Genomic DNA, 18226 nt, shown 5'->3' on the forward strand with positions numbered 1-18226 from the left:
CGGGTCGTTTTCGGCCTCAATCGATCACGCCAAGCCGCGGAAATGCGTCCGGGGCGGCGGCCAGAATGGCGCGGGCGCGGGCTGAATCGTCGTCCATCTGGCGGATCAGGGCCTCCAGGCTGTCGAATTTCAGCTCCTCGCGGATGAAGCCGACGAAGGCGCAGTCGAGGGTCTGGCCGTAGAGGTCGCCCTTGAAGTCGAACAGGAAGATTTCAAGGAGCGGGGCGCCATTATCAAAGGTCGGGCGACGGCCGAAACTCGCTACCCCATCCAGCCGCTCGGCGCCGCGGCCGACCCGCACCGCATAGATGCCGTGCTTGAGGCCGCAATTGGCATCCAGGCGGATATTGGCGGTGGGATAGCCAAGGTCGCGGCCGCGCTTCTCGCCATGGACCACCTCGCCGGTGACGAACCAGGGCGCCCCCAGCATGGTGGTAGCTTCGTCGAGCAGGCCTTCGGCGAGCGCGATCCGGATCGCACTGGAGGAGACCGGCCGCTCGTCGATATCGACATGCGGCTGAACGTCGACCTCGATGCCGAGCCGGGGCGCCTCGTTGACCAGCAGGCTCGGCGAGCCGACCCGACCTTTGCCGAAATGGAAGTCGTAGCCGACCGCGATCCCGCTGACGCCGAGCCGCCCGATCAGGTCATGGTGAATGAAATCTTGCGCGCTGGTGCCGGCGCGCGCCTTGTCGAAGGTCATGACCACGGCGCCGGCAAGCCCGGTGCCGGCCAGAAGCCGCAGCTTGGCCCGCTCGTCCGTGAGGCGGAATTGCGGGGTGTTGGGACTGAAAAACCGCCGCGGATGCGGCTCGAAGGTCAAGGCCAGCGCAGGGCGCCCATGCGCCCGGCCCATTGCCAGGGCTGCCGCGATCACGGCCCGATGGCCGAGATGAACGCCGTCGAAATTGCCCATGGCGACCACGGCGCCCCGGGGAATGGCGGAATCCGGCGTGCTGTCGCGGATAACGGTAAAAGGCGGAGCCATCAGGGGAATTCTCGGAGCCGGCGGGACCGGCCGGGACCGTGGCGCGACCGGCCGGATGAAGTCAAGCGGCAGGGTGCGACCGGATTGAACACCATTTCAATTCTTCGAAGGCGTCCCCAGTTAACGGGCTGTTTAACGCCTTGATGCTAGTCCTTGAGCGTGGAACCGCCGGGCTTCGGCCTGGCAGGTCCGATCGTAATATTCCTGGGTATGCGTTGGGGGAGTCGAGATGGCGGTTGATTTGTCGATGCCGGTTCTGGTGGTGGATGACTATAGCACCATGATCCGTATCATCCGGAATCTGCTGAAGCAGCTTGGCTTCGATAACATCGATGATGCCAGCGACGGTTCGGCGGCGCTGAACAAGATGCGCGGCAAGAAATACGGGCTCGTGATTTCCGACTGGAACATGGAGCCGATGACGGGCTACGACCTGCTGCGCGAAGTGCGCGCGGATCCGAACCTCGCCACCACGCCGTTCATCATGATCACGGCGGAATCGAAGACCGAGAACGTGATCGCGGCCAAGAAGGCCGGCGTGAACAATTACATCGTCAAGCCGTTCAATGCGGCGACGCTGAAGACCAAGATCGAAGCGGTCTTCCCGGACATGGCGAGCGCGTAAGCGCAGCTCAAAGGTATCGGCTGAATTCGGAAGGCCCGGGCGTTGTCCCGGGCTTTCTGTGTTGGGTTCGTCATTCCGGGGCGGTGCGTTAGCACCGAACCCGGAATCTCGAGATTCCGGGTTCGCGCTTCGCGCGCCCCGGAATGACGCAGCTAAATCTAGAAAATCACCACTTCAATTCGCGCATCAGCGCCTTCGGTGGATGTCCGAACAATTCCATCACCGAATTCGGGTCGAGCTGGTCGAGGCCCTCGAACTCCTCGGCGTGGATGCCGCGGGTGACGAACAGGCAGTCGATGCCGAACTCGCGCGCGCCGGTTAAGTCAGTACGGACGGAATCGCCGATCGCCAGCACCTTCTTCCGGTCGATCATGTGGCCCTGGCGTTCGCCGGCCAGCCGCATTGCGCGCTCGTAAATCGGCCGGTGCGGCTTGCCGTAGAAGATCACCTCGCCGCCGAGCTCGCGATAGAGCTCCGCGATCGCGCCGGCGCAATAGATCAGCCGGTCGCCGCGTTCGACCACGATGTCGGGGTTGGCGCAGACCAACGTCAGCTTGCGCTCGCGCGCCTTCAGCATCATGCCGCGATAGTCTTCCGCCGTCTCGGTCTCGTCGTCATAGAGGCCGGTGCAGACGATGTAGTCAGCTTCCTCGAGCGGCGCGGTGGTCGCATTGAGGCCGCGGTAGATCGAGTTATCGCGCTCGGGGCCGAGCCAGAACATCTTGCTGCCGGGGTGCTCGCCGACATAGAGCCGGGTCAAATCGCCCGATGACACGATGGCGTCATAGGTCTCGTCGGCGACGCCGAGCTTGCGCAACTGCCGCTGCACGGAGTCGGCCGGGCGCGGCGCGTTGGTGATCAGGATCACGGTACCGCCGCGGCTGCGATAGGTGTGCAGCGCCTCGCAAGCCTCGGGAAAGGATTCTAGGCCGTTATGGACCACGCCCCAGATGTCGCTGAGCACGACCTCGACGCCGCCCACGAGCTGGCGCAGGCCTTGGGCGAAATGCAGCGTGGTCATGATGCGCGCGGCCGATCAGATGCGGCGCGCGAGCGCGGCGTTACCGGTGATGCGTTGTGTCGGAGGTGCGGTTGACGCGCTTGGGCTGCGGGAAGCGGGGCCATTGGATCCCTGAGTGTCCTGCGCCTGGTTCGGCGCGGACCCGCCGGTAGCAGATGCCCCCTCCGGCCGCAATGGCCGGGGCGGTGCGAACAGGAAGCCCTGGCCGAACCGCACGTCATAGTCGAGCAGGTCGACCACGGCGCGCTCGCCCTCGATCCGCTCGGCGATGAGGTCGATGCCGAAGCGGCCGAGCAGGTCGGAAAGGTCGGACGGGTGGATATCGGAGGCCGACGCCTGCCTGGGATCGAGCAGCAGCGTCGCCGGCACCTTGATGAAGCGCACGCCGCGATCGGCGAACTCGCGCGGCTCGATCCTGAGATCGGTGACATGGTCGATCGAGAAGCGGAAGCCGCGCTGGGCGAGCGCGGCGAGGTTCTCGGTCTCGGCCGGGCCGAGATTGCGGAAGGTCGATTGCTTGAACTCCAGCACCAGCGAGGGCGCCAGCGCCCGGTTAGCCTCGAGGAAGTCGAGGCAGTGCGCGAACGTGGTGGAGTTGCCGAGCGTCGAGGCCGCGACGTTGCAGAACACGCCGACATCCTTGTTGCGCACCATCAGGCGCCGCAGCACCTGCACGCAGCGCAGCATCACCATGTTGTCGATGCGCCCGATCAGCCCGGAGGCCTCGGCGATGCTGATGAACTCCTCGGCCGCGATCAGCTGGTCGCGCTCGTCACGGACCCGCGTCACGGCCTCGTAGAACCGCACCTTGCGCTGCGGCAGCGTCACCATCGGCTGGAGGAAGATGTCGATGCGGTTCTCGTCGACCGCGTTGCGCAGCGTCGCCAGCAATTGGGTCTGGTTACGGCCGCTGGCGGCGTGAGCCTGATTGGCGGTGTGGGTCTGGACCACCGGTGCCGCCGGCCGCGATGGCGGCGCGGCAAGCGGGGGAGGGGCGACCGGCGTCTGATCGAACGGTGCAACCACGTCGATTGGCGCCTCCGCTTCCGGCCCTGCGACGGGAGCGGGAGAGGGCCCTGGCGCTGCACCAGCCAGGAGATCCTCATGCGCCGACACCGTGGTGGCGAGCTGCTTGACCAGCCCGCCGAGCTCGTTGATCTCGCCGACCACTGACTGGATGCGGTCGGAATTGGTCGAATTGGACGAGGCGATGCGTCCCTCGATTGCAGCCAAGCGGCGGCCGAACTCGGCGACCTGGCGGGCGAGGTCGGCGGTGCCGCGCGAGAGATCGGCGATCTGGCCGCCGACGTCGCTGCGGTCGCGCAGCCGCATCGAGACGGCGTTGTAGAGGATCAGGAAGGTCAGCGCGGTCAGCGCCACGATCGCTGATTCGGTTCCGCTGATGCCAGCGACCGAGAAGAGCACCAGGCCGAGCGAGGCGGCAACCAGAACCATGCAGATGGCGATGAAGATCGTCGAAATGCGAATCATGCCGCGCGTTACGCCTCAAAGAGCTGACTGCCTCATCCCGGGAAAACACGGGTCGCGGTCCGAACCCCGTCACGCCTCATGCTCCCCCAAGCCGCATGAGCTTAACATCATTGTTGATTCGGGGGATAGCGGCCTCGTTGCGGCTTATTTCAGACCGGCGCGGCGAAAGCCCTCGAGGTAGTGCTCGCGGTCGGCGGCGAGCTTGATCGGCATGAACTCGGCGATCCAGGCCAGCGACACGTTGGGCTGGGTGCGGCGGAGCTCCTCCAGGGCGGCACGGGCGATCGCGGTTTGCCCGGCCATGCCTGCGGCCGCGGTCAGCACCCGGTGTGCGCCGACGAAGTCGCTGCGCTGGCGCAGGGATTCCTGGGCAAGGCGGATGGCTTCCGCGTAGTCGCTGCCGAGGAAGCGGGCATAGGCGGCGATGCCGAAATAGACGGGGCCATAGGGATCGCGCGGGCTGAGGCGGATGGCCCTGCGCGCCGCCTCGTCGGCCTCCTGCCAGCGGCCGCAATAGCCCAAGGCCAGTCCATAATAGCCCTGCGCCAACGCAAAATTCGGGTTGAGCCGGAGCGCGGTTTCGAACTCGGCGAGCGAGTCCTCGAAGCGCCGGGCGAACAGATTGACGTGGCCGAGCGCATTATGTGCCCAGGCATCCTCGTCGTCGGCCCGGATCGCCGCGCGCGCCGCGCGCTCGGCGGCGGTGATAGCGGTCGCCATCTCCATCCAGCCCATATGCGCGGTGAACATGTAGCTGGAGCCGAGCAGGCCGAGCGCCTTGCCGTAGTTCGGGTCTAGCGCGATGGCCTTTTCGAGCAGCGCCTGTGCCACGACATGGTCCTGCCGCGTCACGCGCCAGTAATGCGACAGCGCGCGCATCACGAGGTCCCAGGCGTCCAGGCTGTCGGGCGGCTTGCGCTCTGCACGAAAATTTTCCGCGGCGTAAAGCTGGGGCTCGATCGCGGCGACGATGGCTTCGGTGATCTCGTCCTGCATGGCGAACACGTCGGCGAGCTCGCGGTCGTAGCGCTCGGCCCAGAGATGACTGCCAGTGGCGACGTCGTTGAGCTGCGCGGTGATGCGGACGCGGTCGCCGCCCCTGCGGACGCTGCCTTCGACGACATAGCGCACGCCGAGCTCTTCGGCGACCTGCCGCAGATGTACCGTTCGGCCCTTGTAGATGAAGGAGGAGTTGCGCGCGATCACGAAGAACCAGCGCAGCTTCGATAGCGCGGTGATGATGTCCTCGCTGATGCCGTCGGAGAAATAGTCCTGCTCGGCCTCGCCGCTCATGTTGGTGAAGGGCAGGACGGCGATCGCCGGGCGATCAGGTAGGGGCAGTCCGGCCGGCGCTGCGGCCGTGGGGGCCGGTTTCGCTGCGTCGGTGCGCTCGGTCACCGCGCCTACGAATCGCACGCCCTTGCGTGCGATGGTGCGGATCAGCCGCTGCTCCTCGCCATTGTCATTGACCGCGCGCCGTGCCGCATTGATCCGGCTGGTCAGCGTCGATTCCGAGACGACGCGGCCGTTCCAGACCGCGTCGAGCAGATTATCCCGCGTCACCACGCGCTCCCGGTTGCGGACGAGATAGATGAGGAGATCGAACACCTGAGGTTCGAGCGCGATGAGCGCGTCCGCCCGCCGCAATTCGCGACGCTCGGGATCGAGCACGAAATCCTCGAACTGAAACGTCACAATCCCTCCTCGCTCCCGCGCGGAAATCAAGGCGGCCTCAGCGTAAAATAACGCCGCTCTCAAGGCCAGCGATGCGCGTGCGCCCTATCGTCCCGGCGTTTTCAACCCGCAGGAGATTGCTCATGTCGACCTCCGCCGCACTCAAGCCCGCCATACCCGATCTTGCCGCCGTCAAGCAGCGCCAGCATGGCGCCTGGTCGTCCGGCGACTATGCCGTCGTCGGCACCACCTTGCAGATTGTCGGCGAGCAGCTCTGTGAGGCACTCGACATACGCGCCGGCAGCAAGGTGCTGGACGTCGCCGCCGGCAATGGCAACGCGACATTGGCCGCGGCGCGGCGCTGGTGCGAGGTCACTTCCACCGATTACGTGCCGGCGCTGCTCAAGCGCGGACAGGAGCGCGCGGCGGCGGAACATCTGACGGTCGAATTCCGCGAGGCGGATGCCGAGGCGCTGCCGTTTGCGGACAACAGCTACGACGTCGTGCTCTCGACCTTCGGGGTGATGTTCACGCCGGACCAGGACAAGGCAGCTTCAGAGCTCGCGCGGGTGTGCAAGTCAGGCGGCAGGATCGGCCTCGCCAACTGGACGCCGCAGGGTTTTATCGGCCAGCTCTTCAAGACCATCGGCAAGCATGTCGCCCCGCCCGCGGGCGTGAAGTCGCCGGCGCTGTGGGGCACCCGAGCGCGGCTCGAGGAGATGTTCGGCAGCAAGGCTTCCGAGATCGCCGCCGAGCCGCGCATGTTCGTGTTCCGCTACCGCTCGCCGGACCACTGGCTCGAAATCTTCAAGACCTTCTACGGGCCGACGCTGAAGGCGTTTGCCGCGCTCGACGAAACCGGCCAGGCGGCGCTGAAGCGCGATCTTATGGCGCTGCTCGACGAGTTCAACCATGCCGATGACGGCACCATCGTCGTGCACAGCGAATATCTGGAAGCGGTCATCACCAAGCGCTGAGATTTAGTGCGATCAGGCCGGATCGACTTCGGCCTGATCGTCGCCACTGGTTAGAATGGCGCGGTGGCACCGACCGTGTCGGCCGCGACCGCCTCGCGGCTGCCGAGCGGTTTGGGACGACCAGTGGTCGTGTCGCGCAGGGTCTGTCGCTCGATCTCCGAGTTCAGCTCGGCGCCGAACATGATGACGATCGCCGACATCCACATCCACATCATCAGGCCGATCGCCGCACCAAGCGAGCCGTAGGTCGCGTTGTAATTGGCGAAGGACGAGAGATACCAGGACAGCAGCGACGAGCCGGCGATCCAGAGAATGGCGGCCGTCAGTGCGCCAGGGCTCAGCCATTGCCAGCGCGGCGCATCGCGGCTTGGCGCGAAGCGGTAGAGGATGGCGAGCGCAACCATCAGAATCAGGAACAGCAGCGGCCAGCGGGCCAGCGCGACGATCAGCTTGCTCTCGGGGGCGATGCCGAGATGATCGAGCGCGAGCGGGAAGGCGACCACGGCGCCGACCATCACCAGGAGCGCGACAATGCCGCCGACCGTGAAGGCCAGCGACACCAGGTTCAGCTTGATGAAGCTGCGCTTCTCGCGCTCCTCATAGGCGACGTTGAGCGCGTCGAAGATCGCCTTGACCCCGGCATTGGCGCTCCAGATCGCGAGCAGGAGGCCGAACAGGAAGGTAGCGCCGAGCGCAGTGTTGCCCTTCGACACCACGCGTCCGACCTGCTCCTCGACGATTTCAAACGTGCCCTGGGGCAGCATCATCGCCAGCTTCTGGAGATTGTCGCTGATGGTGGCGGGATTGGCGAACAATCCGTAGAACGAGACCAGCGCCGTGATAGCCGGAAAGATCGCCAGCAGGCCGAAGAACACGACGCCGCCGGCGGTGGCGAGCAGGCGATCGTCGTCGATGCGCTGATAGGTGCGCCAGAAGATGTCCTTCCAGCCGGCCCAGGGGATCGCGAACGGGCTTTTCGACCGGCGGCCGTGGCCTGGCTGCGTCGCCGCGCCTGCCGGGCTCGTTTCCGGTGAATTCCCCTCGCTGTTGCGGCGATCCTGCGGAGGTCCCGGACGGATCAGGCCGGAGTCCTGGAAGTAGCGCTCGGCGGTCAGCACGAACACGGCCGTGGCGGCGATCAGCAGCCAGGAGTCGAGCTGCTCTGTGCGCCGCACCAGCATGTCACGTCTCCAACCTTTGCCCGTGGCGCCGCCGGCGCGCCGCCGTGACGCCCAGCAGCCCGACCGCTGCGAGCATCAGGCCAAGCTGCACGGGCCGGTTGGTCCGAACCGGCCAAGTCCCGCCATGGCCGCGTTCGCCGGGTGCGCGCGGCGCGAGGGGAATCGTCGTCGCCACCTCCTTCACTGCCTGCTTGACCGTTCCGCGGGGAATCCGCGGCGTCGTGACCGCCACGCGCAGACGGCTCGCAAGCGGCACGATCGGCTTGGCCTTGCGCTTCATCTGAGCCATCGCGACTCCGGCGCAGACGGCGGCCAGCACCAGCAGTATGGCGGCGACGGCGCCCAACCCCCAGAATTGTCCGTAGGTGATCGCGACCCAGCGGTACAATGCGATCAGTCCCACGAAAAATGCCGCAACAACGAACAGGCCGGCGACGGCGAACAGCCCGGCCGCCACGGCGTAAGATGTCACCTTGCCGGTGGCCTGGCTGGTCTGGTCACGCAGATAGGATTGAGCAGCGCGTTTGACGTGATTGAGCTTGAGCGCCACGCCGGCGCGTAGCAATTCGCCCGATGGCGCGAGCATGCGGACATCCTCCGAGAGCGAGACAATGCATCGGGGGATGAACGTGGCCGAATTTGACTTGTTCCGTTGCACGGTGGCTTCCGTTGGGACGGTGGCGGTCGTAACGGATCAGCCAAGGTCGGCGGCCGCGATCCAGAATACCTCGCCTTCGGAGTCTTCCGTGTCCAGCCACAGCAGCGGCAGTTCCGGGAAGGCTTCGTCGACGAGCTCGCGACCGCGGCCAATCTCGCAGATCAAGCCGCCATTCGGCGTCAGATGGTCGGGTGCCCCGCTCAGGATGCGACGGACCACGTCGAGACCATCGGCCCCGCCGTCGAAGGCCAGCTTCGGCTCGGCCCGGCATTCGGGCGGCAATGCTGCCATGCCTTCGGCATCCACGTAGGGCGGATTGGTGATGATGAGGTCATATCTGGCATCGCCAAGCGGGGCGAACAGATCGCCGCGGTGGAGCGTGATGCGGTCATCGAGCCCGTGCTCGCCGACGTTGCGCGCGGCGACTTCGAGCGCACCCTTGGAGATGTCGACGGCATCGACCGTGGCATTCGCGAAATGATACGCGGCGAGGATCGCAAGACAGCCGGAGCCGGTGCAGAGATCGAGCGCGCGATCGACACCCGCGGGGTCGTCGATCAGCGAGCCGGGCTCGCCGTCGCCGCCGAAATGGGAATCCAGGAGCTCGCCGATGAAGGAGCGCGGAACGATGACGCGCTCGTCGACATAGAACGGCAGGCCGCGCATGTAGACCTTGTTGACGAGATAAGCCGCCGGCTTGCGCGTGGTGATGCGCTTGTGGATGAGATCGAGCAGGGTCTTGCTTTCCGCCGCCGTGACGCAGGCATGACCAAAGATCTCGAACTGGTCGGGATGCAGATGCAAGGCCTCGCAGACCAGGAAGACGGCCTCGGCGACCGGATCGGTCGTGCCATGGGCGAAGGCGAGCTTCGCCTCGGTGAAACGGCTCACCGCGTAGCGGACGAAATCGATCAGCCTGAGCAGCTCGCCGCGGCCGACCTTCGCGAGCCTTGGTGTGGCTTGCGCGAGTTTCGGTGCGGCGCGGCCGCGCGTTGTCTTCTTGGATGCTCTTGCCATCAGGATTTCGTCCAGCGTGCGGCGGCCTCGTCGTCACGGGCGTGGGCCTCGACCCAGCCGCTCCCGGTGGCGCTCTCTTCCTTTTTCCAGAACGGTGCGCTGGTCTTCAGGTAATCCATCAGGAACTCGGCCGCTTCGAACGCCGCCCGGCGGTGTTGCGAGGCGGTGAGCACCAGCACGATGTTCTGGCCGGGCACGAACCGCCCGACGCGGTGGATGACCGTCACGCCGTTGAGCGGCCAGCGCGAGATGGCCTCGTCGACGTGGCGCTGGATCTCCTCCTCCGCCATGCCGGGATAATGTTCGAGCGTGAGCGCGGAGATCGTCGAACTGCCCTCGTCGGCGCGGCAGATACCGGAGAAGCTCACGACCGCGCCGATGTCGGTGCGGCTCCTGGTCAGGATCGCGATCTCGCGTGCGATGTCGAAATCGTCTTCCTGGATGCGAATGGTGACGGGGCAGGTCATGGTCTAGCCGCTTCTACACCTCTCCCATAGGGAGAGGTCGCGCTGAAGGCGCGGGTGAGGGGATCTGCTCTCTCGTGAGACCTGCGCTCCTCACCCGGATCGCTTCCGCGACATAGCCGAGGCTTTGCCTCGGCGTTCTCCAACACGGCCGCCGAAGGCGGCCTACGCCTCTCCCCGTTGGGGAGAGGTGAGGCGAGGTCGCACGCTGGTCTGTTCGACAACATCGGCCTAGCCGCCGGTCATCGGCGGGAAGAACGCGATCTCGCGGGCACCTGCGATCGCGGCATCCGACTTGACGTGGGCGTGATCGATCGCGGCGCGGATCACCTTGGGCTTCTCGAACGCGTAGGCGTAGGCCTCGCTTTGAGCGGACAGCCAGGCGATCAGCTCCTCGACGGTGCGCACCGTCGCGGGCGGCTCGATGGTCTCCTCGGCCTTGCCGATGCGCTCGCGCACCCAGGCGAAGTACTTCACCTTCATCCTTCATCCTCCTTGATGAGATGATGGATGCCGGCGCGGAAATAGTCGTAGCCGGTGTACATGGTCAACAGCGCCGAGGCCCACAGCAGGACGAGGCCGATCAGCGAGACGACGGGAACGATCTCGTCGCCGGCGGGACCTGCGAGCAGGAAGCCGATGGCGACGAGCTGAACGGTGGTCTTCCATTTGGCGAGCTTGGTCACGGGCACGCTGACGCGAAGCGCCGCGAGATATTCGCGCAGGCCCGAGACCAGGATCTCGCGGCACAGGATCACGATGGCGGCCCACAGCGACCAGCCATGGATGATGCCGTCGGCGGCCAGCATCAGGAGGCAAGAGGCGACCAGCAGCTTGTCGGCGATCGGGTCCAGCATCCGGCCGAACGCCGATTGCTGATTCCAGATCCGCGCGTAATAGCCGTCGAGATAGTCCGTGACCGCGGCGCCGATGAAGATGGCGACCGCGACCCAGCGCAGCCACAGCGGATAGTCCATGATCGACTGCGCATAGATGCATCCGACCACGACCGGGATCGCGGCGATCCGGCCATAGGTCAGGATGTTCGGGAAGGGACATCGCGCGGCTGGTCGTCCCTCGTGTCGTGGCGATGTTCATCCGTCCTACCAATACCGCTGATGGCCTGAGGTCAACCGTTCCTCCCACATGGGCTACGGGATGCGACGACGATATGACCCCGTCCCCTTTAGTTCATCCCGGCTGGGGATGGAAATACTCGAAAATCCGGCGGGCGCTCTCGGCGCTGACCCCCGGAACCTTACCGAGATCGGCGATCGAGGCCCGTTCGATCTCCTTCAGGGTTCCGAAATGGTGCAGCAAGGCGCGTTTGCGCGACGGGCCGATGCCTGGGATCTCCTGCAAGCCGGCCTCACGGATGTCCTTCTTGCGCAGCTTGCGGTGCGAGCCGATGACGAAGCGGTGGGCCTCGTCTCGGAGCCGTTGGATGAAATAGAGCACGGGATCGCGCGGCTCGAGCTTGATCGCCTCGCGCTCCGGCATGAACAGGGTCTCGCGGCCGGCATCCCGGTCGGGCCCTTTGGCGACCGACATCAGCGAGACCTGGGTCAGGCCGAGATTGGCAAAGATCTCCCTGACGGCGTTGAGCTGGCCGCGGCCGCCGTCGATGATCACGAGGTCGGGCCATTGCGGGAAGTCGTCGTCTTTCGCCTTGCCGGCGGCGTCCTCGGGCGGATTGATCAGGCGCTTGAAGCGGCGCTCCAGCACCTCGCGCATCATGGCGTAGTCGTCGCCCGGCGTGAGCCCTTCCGACTTGATGTTGAACTTGCGGTACTGGTTTTTCACGAAGCCATCGGGTCCCGCGACGATCATGGCACCGACCGCATTGGTGCCCTGGATGTGGCTGTTGTCGTAGACCTCGATGCGCTTGGGCGCATGCGGTAGGCCGAGCGTGGTGGCCATGGCGTCGAGCAGGCGGCTTTGCGTGGCAGTATCCGCGAGCTTGCGGCCGAGCGCCTCGCGCGCATTGGTCAGCGCGTGTGCGACGAGTTCCTTCTTCTCGCCGCGCTTGGGCGCGGTGACCTCGACCTTGTGGCCGGCCTTGATCGCCAGCGCGTTGGCGAGCAGCTCGCTCTCTTCGATCTCGTGCGAGAGCAGAATGACTTTCGGCGGCGGCTTGTCGTCGTAGAACTGGGCAAGGAACGCGCTCAGCACTTCCTCCGGTGTGAAGGTCTTCTCCGCGCGCGGGAAATAGGCGCGGTTGCCCCAGTTCTGGCCGGTGCGGAAGAAGAACACCTCGACGCAGGAAAAGCCGCCCTCCTGGTGGATGGCGAACACGTCGGCTTCCTCCACGGTGCGCGGATTGATGCCCTGCTGCGACTGGATCGCCGACAGCGCGGCGAGGCGGTCGCGGTAGAGCGCGGCGCGCTCGAATTCGAGCTCGCTGGCCGCCTTCTCCATCTCGCCGGCAAGCTCCTGCTTCACCGCATGGCTCTTGCCGGAGAGGAAGTCCGTCGCCTCGCGCACCAGCGTCGTATAGCCGCCGAAGTCGATCTCGCGGGTGCAGGGCCCGGCGCAGCGGCGGATCTGGTAGAGCAGGCAGGGCCGGGTGCGGCTCTCGAAGAAGGAATCCGTGCAGGAGCGGATCAGGAACGCGCGCTGAAGTGCGGTGATGGTGCGGTTGACGGCGCCGGCAGAGGCGAACGGGCCGAAATAGCGCCCGGGCCGGGTCTGCGCGCCGCGATGCTTGAGGATCTGCGGAGCCCAATGGTCGCCGGTGATCAGGATATAGGGAAACGATTTGTCGTCGCGCAGTTGCACGTTGAAGCGCGGCCGCAGCTGCTTGATGAGGTTGGCTTCCAGCAGCAGCGCCTCGGTCTCGGTGTTGGTCGAGACGATCTCCACGGTCACCGTGGCCGCGATCATGCGCAGGATGCGGGCCGGCTGCGGCGCGCTCTGGCGCGCATAGTTCGACAGGCGCTTTTTGACGTTCTTGGCCTTGCCGACATAGAGCACGTCGGCATTGGCATTGAGCATGCGGTAGACGCCGGGCGAGGTCGGGGCCAGCCGGACCGCGCGCTCGATCGCCTCATGGCCGATCGCCAGCGGACCTTCGCCGACCGCGCCGCTCTCTTCGAGGATGTCAGGCAGCAGCGCATCGTCCTCATCCTCGCCGCCGGTGGTGGCGGGATCGAGGTCCGGCGGCGTCAGGCTCTCCGGCGGCGCGTTGGTTGTATCAGGGCGGAGCGGTTTGCGCGCGCGCTCGTCCGGACTGTCGGGGGAGTCGTGAACCATGGGGCGAATTTAGGCGCTGGGGGGACCGATTTGAAGTTCCGGCCATGCCGCGCGCACAGGCAGGCGGCGCAGTTCCCGGTAACGCTTGCTTAAGCCTGTTAACAGCGCGGTAACCCGGCTTAACAGGCCTTTAACTTAAAACTCTCGATAAATCCTACGCGAAAAAGTCGTGGTTCCGTAACCATGCGGTGGCCTCGCGCGGCGGCGCGGCATCGTGGGGGCGGCAAGTTGTGTTGGAGAGTACCGATGAAGTGGTTCGTTGTGGGCGCAGCCGCGTTGGTTGCCGCCGGCTGGACAGCTTCGGCAGAGGCCGCCGATCTCAATTACGGGCCGCGTGCGCCCTATACCGTCAACCAGCCGCTGAATGCGTATAGCTGGGCCGGTCCCTATCTCGGCGGCAACATCGGCTACGAATGGGGCTCAGTCGACAACAACCCGGCAAAGCCGTCCGGCTTCGTCGGCGGCGTGCAGGCCGGCTATAATTTCCAGAACGGCCCGTGGGTGTTCGGCGTCGAGGGCGACATCCAGGCAGCCGGCGCCGACGACACCTTCGCGCCGTGGAAGTTCTCAAATCCGTGGTTCGGCACGCTGCGCGGCCGCGCCGGCTATGCGTTCAGCAACGTGCTGTTCTACGGCACCGCAGGCCTCGCCTTCGGCGAGCTGCGCGCGCAGACCTTCGGCTGGACGGAGTCGCACACCAGCGCCGGCTGGACCATCGGCGCCGGCGCCGAAGTCGGGCTCGCGCCGAACTGGAGCGCGAAGCTCGAATACCTCTACATCGATCTGTCGACGAGCCAGTTCGCGATTACAGGCGTATCCAACGGCTATAGCGCCAGTGTTGTGCGCGCAGGCGTGAACTATCACTTCTGATAGCTGAAGAAGAAAATACCGGACACAACTTCCCGGCCGCTCGCGGCCGGGATTTTTTTAGCCAGGCGCGCTAGGAGAGGATGACCAAGTTGACCGCCTTCGGTCCCTTCCCCTTCTTGTCCGGTTCGACTTCGAAAGTAATACGCTGTCCTTCGGCAAGGTCCTTCAATCCTGCCCGCTCCACAGCGGTGATGTGAACGAAGACATCGCGACCGCCGTCGTCAGGTTTGATGAAACCGTAGCCGCGCTCGCCGTTGAAGAACTTGACCGTCCCCGTCATGGCCATCGGGAAACTCCCCCTCATTGCTCCTCCGTCGCGACGCAGACTCACGTCACAACATGACCGGGCCTCACGAAGCCCGGGAGCTGGCCATCCTTGGGCGGACCTCATCGGTCCGTCGGATCTTTCTTAGGCCTTCACTCCGCCGCAACCATTCGCGGAAGCGGAACGTAAAGCCAGTCACGCAAACAGCATAATACGGTTCGTTGCAGATTGACTACCGCTCCTGCATCTTTTTCCCAAGAATGCCGGAGTGTTACGGTCGAGGTACCTCTAATCGGAATCTGGCAGCGCCGCCCTGGCCAAGCGGCATTTCGAGCTCCGGCAGGACGGTCTTGAGTTCGCCTTGCAGTGTGTAGGGGGGATTGACAATCAGGAGCCCCGTGGAGGTGAGCGCTGCGCCATCAAGCTGCGGCGACACGCTGAATTCGAGGCGCAGACATTTTCCGGGAGGCTTTGCTGCGGCTGCGAGCCGTGCCACCGATTGCGCCAGCGTGTCGGTGGCGCGCCGGTTCTTGGCCGGATACCAGATTACATAGATACCGGTCGGCCATTTCGCGAAGGCCTTTGCGAAGGCTTCGCCGAGCTTTTCGAACTCGTCCTTGTCCTCGAACGGCGGATCGATCAGCACGAGGCCGCGTCGCTCCTTCGGCGGTACGAAGGCGGGCAGCGCGACCCAGCCGTCGAGATCGACGACGCGGGCCTGCTCGTCGCGTCGCAGCACGTCGATCAGCGCCTTGCGCGCCTTCGGCTCGAGCTCGCAGGCAACGAGCCGGTCCTGCGGCCGGAGCAGGCCGCGCGCGATCAGCGGCGAGCCCGGATAAGCCTTGAGCTCGCCCTTCGGATTGAAGGCGCGGACGATGTCGAGATAGGGTTTCGTCAGCGCCGCAGTCTCGTTGGAAAGACGTGCCTGCATCAGCCGCGCGATGCCGGTCAGCCACTCGCCGCCGCGCCGCGCCTCGTCGCTTTCGAGATCGTAGAGCCCGGCGCCGGCATGGGTGTCGATGACGCGGAACGCGCCCGGCTTGTCCTGCAGGTACGTGATGATGCGCGCCAGCACGATGTGCTTGATGACATCGGCGAAGTTGCCGGCATGGAAAGCGTGGCGGTAGTTCATGGCGGACAGTTACGACATCGCGCGATGAAAGTAACTGCCGTCATTTCGGGCGGTGCGTTAGCACCGAGCTATGGTGCGCAATTGCGCACCTGAGAATCCCGAGATTCCGGGTCTGGTGCTAGCGCACCATCCCGGAATGACGACGAGAGAGTTGTGCCTCAACCGCCCCTGATCGGCGGCATCGTCACCTGGTCGCGGCGGCAGGCGCGGCGGTCGGTTTCCTCGCAGGAGCGGAATTGCAGATCCTTGCTGAGGCAAATGCGCACTTCGGACAGCCGCGTCCGGTTGCAGGTGACCGAAATGGCGGCATTGCTCAGGCCCGGATTGGCCTTGATGAAGGCCTCCTCGACCTCCGCCGGCGCCACGGTCTTGGCCTGCGACAAGTCGAGATACTCGGCCGGAATCTTGATCGCGGCGCGCGCCTTGCGGATCATCTCGAAATAGCTGCGGCCTTCGAGACCGGAGCAGGTGCCGTGCTTGTCCCATTCGTTGAAGATCAGGCCCGGCGCCGGCATCAGATCGAGCATTGAGGAGACGATGTTGCGGTTCAGCCGCGGCGCCGGCCGCTGGCAATATTCGGGGAAACCGCTCTCATATTGCGGCCATAGCCCGTGCACCACGAAGGCGTAGGGCCGGCCGCTGCACTGGATCTGGGAGCGGCCGCCGCGCTCCGCCGCCTCCTCGCAGAACGAGGGCGACCATGACAGCGACAGCACATAGAAATCGAATTCGCCGGGCGCGTTCTGCCGCTTGTCCTGCGCCTTGGCGCCGCCGGCCAGCGTGACCAGCCCGGCAGCCAGGGTCAGCGAGATCATCAGGCGGGAGAATGAATGCAATCTGGAATGAAACATGGCGATGCCCCTCAACTAGACTGTGCAGCCAGCCTAGCAGGCGAAAGGAACATTTCAAGAACAAAATTCAGCCGAGACACGTTCGGCGGCCTGATCGGGCCGAATCAGGCTTCTCGAATTACTGCCGGGCAGCGCGGCAGGCCGGATTGTAGGCCCAGTTGCGGTCGAGCCCGACCACGCACCATTCGACGCCGTTGCCGTAGCCGGCAAAGCCGCCGTCCTCGATGATCGAGAAATGCACCTTGCGCACCTTGCCGTCGTTGAGCAGGGCGTCGCCGGTGCAATAGCGGCGCGGAATGTTGTCGGACTGCCAGGGCCGGAACGCGACCTCGTGAACGGCGGCGAACCCCGTGATCTTCAACGGGGAATTCCAGAACGAGCTTTCCTTCTCCCAGAACTGGGTGGCAATCGTCGGCAGCGCCTTGTCGCAATCGGCGACGGCGCCGTCATAGCGCGGCCCGCTCAGCCAGAAGTTCAACTCGAGCGGATTGGCGGCCTTCGCCTCACCGAGCGACAGCGCTCCGAACATGAGGCCGAGCACGGTGGCAAAGCGGAGCGATTTCAGGGAGAGGGCGCGCATGGGCAATCCGGACAGCTAGTCTTGCGAAGTTCGGACGGTGCCGCGAAGGCCGGGCGGGGTCAAGTGCAGCGCGGCAACACTTGGCGAGGAGTTGACCATAAGGGCGTGGCCGGCAGGGCTTCGGTTCTTTTCACTTCCATCCCGGCGCCGTAAACTGGCGCCTCCAAACTGGAGTAACGGGAATGCGAATCATTGCGGCCGCGGGCCTTCTCGCCCTGGGTATTTTGGCGAGCCAATCGGCGCGCGCTGACATCCTTCCGGTCCCGCCGTTCAAGGGCAACGACACCGGCGGCATCATCGCCTATTCGATGGCGACCCAGGTCGATGCCCGTCAGGTCGCGGTCGATCACTGCGCGCGCTACGGCAAGGTCGTGAAATTCCTCGCGGTGCAGGCCTATGAGGGCGGCTATATCTCGTTCTCCTGCCGCTGGGTGCCCTATGGCGCCGCCGAACAGCCGATCCGCACGCTGTACTGAGGCGTCGTCGTAACGCTGCCTCTCTCAAGCCGGGAGCCTCGAACATGACGCGCAAACTCGCTTTGCTCGGCTCAAGCCTTTGCCTCGTCTTGTCGGCGGGCGCAGCCGGCGCCGACGACCTGCCGGTGCGCAAGGCCGGTCTCTGGGAAATGAAGATGGTCAGGAGCGGCTCGGCGATGCCCGAAATGACCATGCAGCACTGCACTGACGAGACCGTCGACAAGGAGATGAGCAACAACGTCTCCCCGATGGCCAAGCAGATCTGCTCCAAGCAGGACATCAAGAAGACCGCGACCGGCTATGTCAGCGATTCCGAGTGCAGCGTCGCCGGCATCAGCACGACCTCGCATGCCGAGATTACGGGCGATTTCAATTCTGCCTACACGGTGAAGACCTCCTCGCACGCGCAAGGCGGCGCTGCCGGTGCCGCGGGCCGCGATACCTCCATGACGCTCGAAGCGAAGTGGCTAGGCGCCTGCAAGCCGGACCAGAAGCCGGGCGACATCGTGATGCCCGGCGGCTTCAAGATGAACGTGCGCGACGTGGACAAGCTGAAAGCGTTGCTGCCGAAGTAAGCGGCAAATGCCGGTGTGCTCCCTCGCCCCGTTCTTACGGGGCCGCGACGAGCTTCGCTCGCGCTGGAAGGTCGGGGTGAGGGGCTCTCTCCGCGAATGAGATTGTCCTGAGACCTGTACCCCCTCATT

General features: G+C 65.2%; 19 protein-coding genes and 1 pseudogene. 5 read left to right on the plus strand and 15 right to left on the minus strand.

The window, feature by feature from the left end; translation table 11 throughout:
- Positions 1-16: 16 nt before the first annotated feature.
- Entirely contained in the window at positions 17-988 is a 972-nt protein-coding gene (locus ACVWY3_RS35290; RefSeq protein WP_456842568.1) for a bifunctional riboflavin kinase/FAD synthetase, read from the minus strand.
- A gap of 229 nt (positions 989-1217) precedes the next feature.
- Here ACVWY3_RS35290 and ACVWY3_RS35295 point away from each other — a divergent pair, with 229 nt between their 5' ends.
- On the plus strand, positions 1218-1613 hold the full coding sequence (locus ACVWY3_RS35295; protein WP_027551917.1) for a response regulator: 396 nt from the start codon (positions 1218-1220) through the stop codon (positions 1611-1613).
- 166 nt (positions 1614-1779) lie between these two features.
- Here ACVWY3_RS35295 and ACVWY3_RS35300 read toward each other — a convergent pair whose 3' ends face one another.
- The 3 genes from ACVWY3_RS35300 to ACVWY3_RS35310 form a co-directional block, all read right to left on the minus strand.
- Positions 1780-2634: a TIGR01459 family HAD-type hydrolase gene (locus tag ACVWY3_RS35300; RefSeq protein ID WP_456842569.1), complete on the minus strand. Its 855-nt coding sequence runs from the start codon at positions 2632-2634 to the stop codon at positions 1780-1782.
- A 15-nt stretch (positions 2635-2649) separates the two neighbouring features.
- A complete protein-coding gene (locus ACVWY3_RS35305) occupies positions 2650-4125 on the minus strand; it encodes an EAL domain-containing protein (RefSeq protein ID WP_456842570.1) in 1476 nt (491 codons plus the stop codon).
- A gap of 144 nt (positions 4126-4269) precedes the next feature.
- A complete protein-coding gene (locus ACVWY3_RS35310; protein ID WP_456842571.1) occupies positions 4270-5820 on the minus strand; it encodes a winged helix-turn-helix domain-containing tetratricopeptide repeat protein in 1551 nt (516 codons plus the stop codon).
- Between the two features lie 122 nt (positions 5821-5942).
- On the opposite strand from ACVWY3_RS35310, the gene ACVWY3_RS35315 reads away from it, so the two are divergent.
- Complete coding sequence (locus ACVWY3_RS35315; protein WP_456842572.1) at positions 5943-6776, plus strand: class I SAM-dependent methyltransferase; 834 nt, start codon at positions 5943-5945, stop codon at positions 6774-6776.
- A gap of 50 nt (positions 6777-6826) precedes the next feature.
- Here the strand turns inward: ACVWY3_RS35315 and ACVWY3_RS35320 are convergent, their stop codons facing one another.
- From ACVWY3_RS35320 to uvrC, 7 genes and pseudogenes are all read right to left on the minus strand, one after another.
- Positions 6827-7957 carry a YihY/virulence factor BrkB family protein gene (locus ACVWY3_RS35320; RefSeq protein ID WP_456842573.1) on the minus strand — a complete coding sequence of 377 codons (1131 nt, stop codon included), beginning with the start codon at positions 7955-7957 and terminating at the stop codon, positions 6827-6829.
- 1 nt (position 7958) lies between these two features.
- Positions 7959-8543: a phage holin family protein gene (locus tag ACVWY3_RS35325; protein WP_456842574.1), complete on the minus strand. Its 585-nt coding sequence runs from the start codon at positions 8541-8543 to the stop codon at positions 7959-7961.
- Positions 8544-8651: 108 nt separating this feature from the next.
- Positions 8652-9632 carry a 50S ribosomal protein L3 N(5)-glutamine methyltransferase gene (gene prmB / locus ACVWY3_RS35330; protein ID WP_456842575.1) on the minus strand — a complete coding sequence of 327 codons (981 nt, stop codon included), beginning with the start codon at positions 9630-9632 and terminating at the stop codon, positions 8652-8654.
- Entirely contained in the window at positions 9632-10099 is a 468-nt protein-coding gene (locus ACVWY3_RS35335; RefSeq protein ID WP_456842576.1) for a molybdenum cofactor biosynthesis protein MoaE, read from the minus strand. Before ACVWY3_RS35335 ends, prmB begins: the two co-directional genes overlap by 1 nt.
- Before the next feature lie 228 nt (positions 10100-10327).
- Positions 10328-10579 carry a molybdopterin converting factor subunit 1 gene (gene moaD, locus ACVWY3_RS35340; protein WP_456842577.1) on the minus strand — a complete coding sequence of 84 codons (252 nt, stop codon included), beginning with the start codon at positions 10577-10579 and terminating at the stop codon, positions 10328-10330.
- Positions 10576-11194: pseudogene (pgsA, locus tag ACVWY3_RS35345) on the minus strand (CDP-diacylglycerol--glycerol-3-phosphate 3-phosphatidyltransferase). Before pgsA ends, moaD begins: the two are co-directional and overlap by 4 nt.
- A gap of 93 nt (positions 11195-11287) precedes the next feature.
- The gene (gene uvrC, locus ACVWY3_RS35350; RefSeq protein WP_456842578.1) at positions 11288-13348 is read right to left on the minus strand and encodes an excinuclease ABC subunit UvrC; all 2061 of its coding nucleotides are present in this window, start codon (positions 13346-13348) and stop codon (positions 11288-11290) included.
- A 246-nt stretch (positions 13349-13594) separates the two neighbouring features.
- Here uvrC and ACVWY3_RS35355 point away from each other — a divergent pair, with 246 nt between their 5' ends.
- Positions 13595-14218 carry an outer membrane protein gene (locus ACVWY3_RS35355; RefSeq protein ID WP_456842579.1) on the plus strand — a complete coding sequence of 208 codons (624 nt, stop codon included), beginning with the start codon at positions 13595-13597 and terminating at the stop codon, positions 14216-14218.
- A 70-nt stretch (positions 14219-14288) separates the two neighbouring features.
- On the opposite strand, the gene ACVWY3_RS35360 is transcribed toward ACVWY3_RS35355, so the two are convergent.
- The 4 genes from ACVWY3_RS35360 to ACVWY3_RS35375 all read right to left on the minus strand — a co-directional run bounded on the left by ACVWY3_RS35360 (position 14289) and on the right by ACVWY3_RS35375 (position 17046).
- The gene (locus ACVWY3_RS35360) at positions 14289-14504 is read right to left on the minus strand and encodes a cold-shock protein (protein ID WP_008544396.1); all 216 of its coding nucleotides are present in this window, start codon (positions 14502-14504) and stop codon (positions 14289-14291) included.
- A gap of 250 nt (positions 14505-14754) precedes the next feature.
- The gene (locus ACVWY3_RS35365) at positions 14755-15615 is read right to left on the minus strand and encodes a 23S rRNA (adenine(2030)-N(6))-methyltransferase RlmJ (protein WP_456842580.1); all 861 of its coding nucleotides are present in this window, start codon (positions 15613-15615) and stop codon (positions 14755-14757) included.
- 158 nt (positions 15616-15773) lie between these two features.
- Positions 15774-16466: a ribonuclease T2 family protein gene (locus tag ACVWY3_RS35370; protein ID WP_456842581.1), complete on the minus strand. Its 693-nt coding sequence runs from the start codon at positions 16464-16466 to the stop codon at positions 15774-15776.
- A 118-nt stretch (positions 16467-16584) separates the two neighbouring features.
- Positions 16585-17046, minus strand: a complete 462-nt coding sequence (locus ACVWY3_RS35375; protein ID WP_456842582.1) for a hypothetical protein — start codon at positions 17044-17046, stop codon at positions 16585-16587.
- A 182-nt stretch (positions 17047-17228) separates the two neighbouring features.
- On the opposite strand from ACVWY3_RS35375, the gene ACVWY3_RS35380 reads away from it, so the two are divergent.
- On the plus strand, positions 17229-17522 hold the full coding sequence (locus ACVWY3_RS35380; RefSeq protein ID WP_456842583.1) for a hypothetical protein: 294 nt from the start codon (positions 17229-17231) through the stop codon (positions 17520-17522).
- Between the two features lie 44 nt (positions 17523-17566).
- Positions 17567-18097, plus strand: a complete 531-nt coding sequence (locus ACVWY3_RS35385) for a DUF3617 domain-containing protein (protein WP_456842584.1) — start codon at positions 17567-17569, stop codon at positions 18095-18097.
- Positions 18098-18226 lie beyond the last annotated feature (129 nt).

It is taken from the genome of Bradyrhizobium sp. USDA 4486, from assembly GCF_054057995.1.

Excerpts from the sequence above, each read along its gene's own strand:
- ACVWY3_RS35290 (WP_456842568.1), bottom strand. The coding sequence starts at position 988 with ATGGCTCCGCCTTTTACCGTTATCCGCGACAGCACGCCGGATTCCGCC.
- ACVWY3_RS35295 (WP_027551917.1), top strand. The coding sequence starts at position 1,218 with ATGGCGGTTGATTTGTCGATGCCGGTTCTGGTGGTGGATGACTATAGC.
- ACVWY3_RS35300 (WP_456842569.1), bottom strand. The coding sequence starts at position 2,634 with ATGACCACGCTGCATTTCGCCCAAGGCCTGCGCCAGCTCGTGGGCGGC.
- ACVWY3_RS35305 (WP_456842570.1), bottom strand. The coding sequence starts at position 4,125 with ATGATTCGCATTTCGACGATCTTCATCGCCATCTGCATGGTTCTGGTT.
- ACVWY3_RS35315 (WP_456842572.1), top strand. The coding sequence starts at position 5,943 with ATGTCGACCTCCGCCGCACTCAAGCCCGCCATACCCGATCTTGCCGCC.
- ACVWY3_RS35320 (WP_456842573.1), bottom strand. The coding sequence starts at position 7,957 with ATGCTGGTGCGGCGCACAGAGCAGCTCGACTCCTGGCTGCTGATCGCC.
- ACVWY3_RS35325 (WP_456842574.1), bottom strand. The coding sequence starts at position 8,543 with ATGCTCGCGCCATCGGGCGAATTGCTACGCGCCGGCGTGGCGCTCAAG.
- prmB (WP_456842575.1), bottom strand. The coding sequence starts at position 9,632 with ATGGCAAGAGCATCCAAGAAGACAACGCGCGGCCGCGCCGCACCGAAA.
- ACVWY3_RS35335 (WP_456842576.1), bottom strand. The coding sequence starts at position 10,099 with ATGACCTGCCCCGTCACCATTCGCATCCAGGAAGACGATTTCGACATC.
- moaD (WP_456842577.1), bottom strand. The coding sequence starts at position 10,579 with ATGAAGGTGAAGTACTTCGCCTGGGTGCGCGAGCGCATCGGCAAGGCC.
- uvrC (WP_456842578.1), bottom strand. The coding sequence starts at position 13,348 with ATGGTTCACGACTCCCCCGACAGTCCGGACGAGCGCGCGCGCAAACCG.
- ACVWY3_RS35355 (WP_456842579.1), top strand. The coding sequence starts at position 13,595 with ATGAAGTGGTTCGTTGTGGGCGCAGCCGCGTTGGTTGCCGCCGGCTGG.
- ACVWY3_RS35360 (WP_008544396.1), bottom strand. The coding sequence starts at position 14,504 with ATGGCCATGACGGGGACGGTCAAGTTCTTCAACGGCGAGCGCGGCTAC.
- ACVWY3_RS35365 (WP_456842580.1), bottom strand. The coding sequence starts at position 15,615 with ATGAACTACCGCCACGCTTTCCATGCCGGCAACTTCGCCGATGTCATC.
- ACVWY3_RS35370 (WP_456842581.1), bottom strand. The coding sequence starts at position 16,466 with ATGTTTCATTCCAGATTGCATTCATTCTCCCGCCTGATGATCTCGCTG.
- ACVWY3_RS35375 (WP_456842582.1), bottom strand. The coding sequence starts at position 17,046 with ATGCGCGCCCTCTCCCTGAAATCGCTCCGCTTTGCCACCGTGCTCGGC.
- ACVWY3_RS35380 (WP_456842583.1), top strand. The coding sequence starts at position 17,229 with ATGCGAATCATTGCGGCCGCGGGCCTTCTCGCCCTGGGTATTTTGGCG.
- ACVWY3_RS35385 (WP_456842584.1), top strand. The coding sequence starts at position 17,567 with ATGACGCGCAAACTCGCTTTGCTCGGCTCAAGCCTTTGCCTCGTCTTG.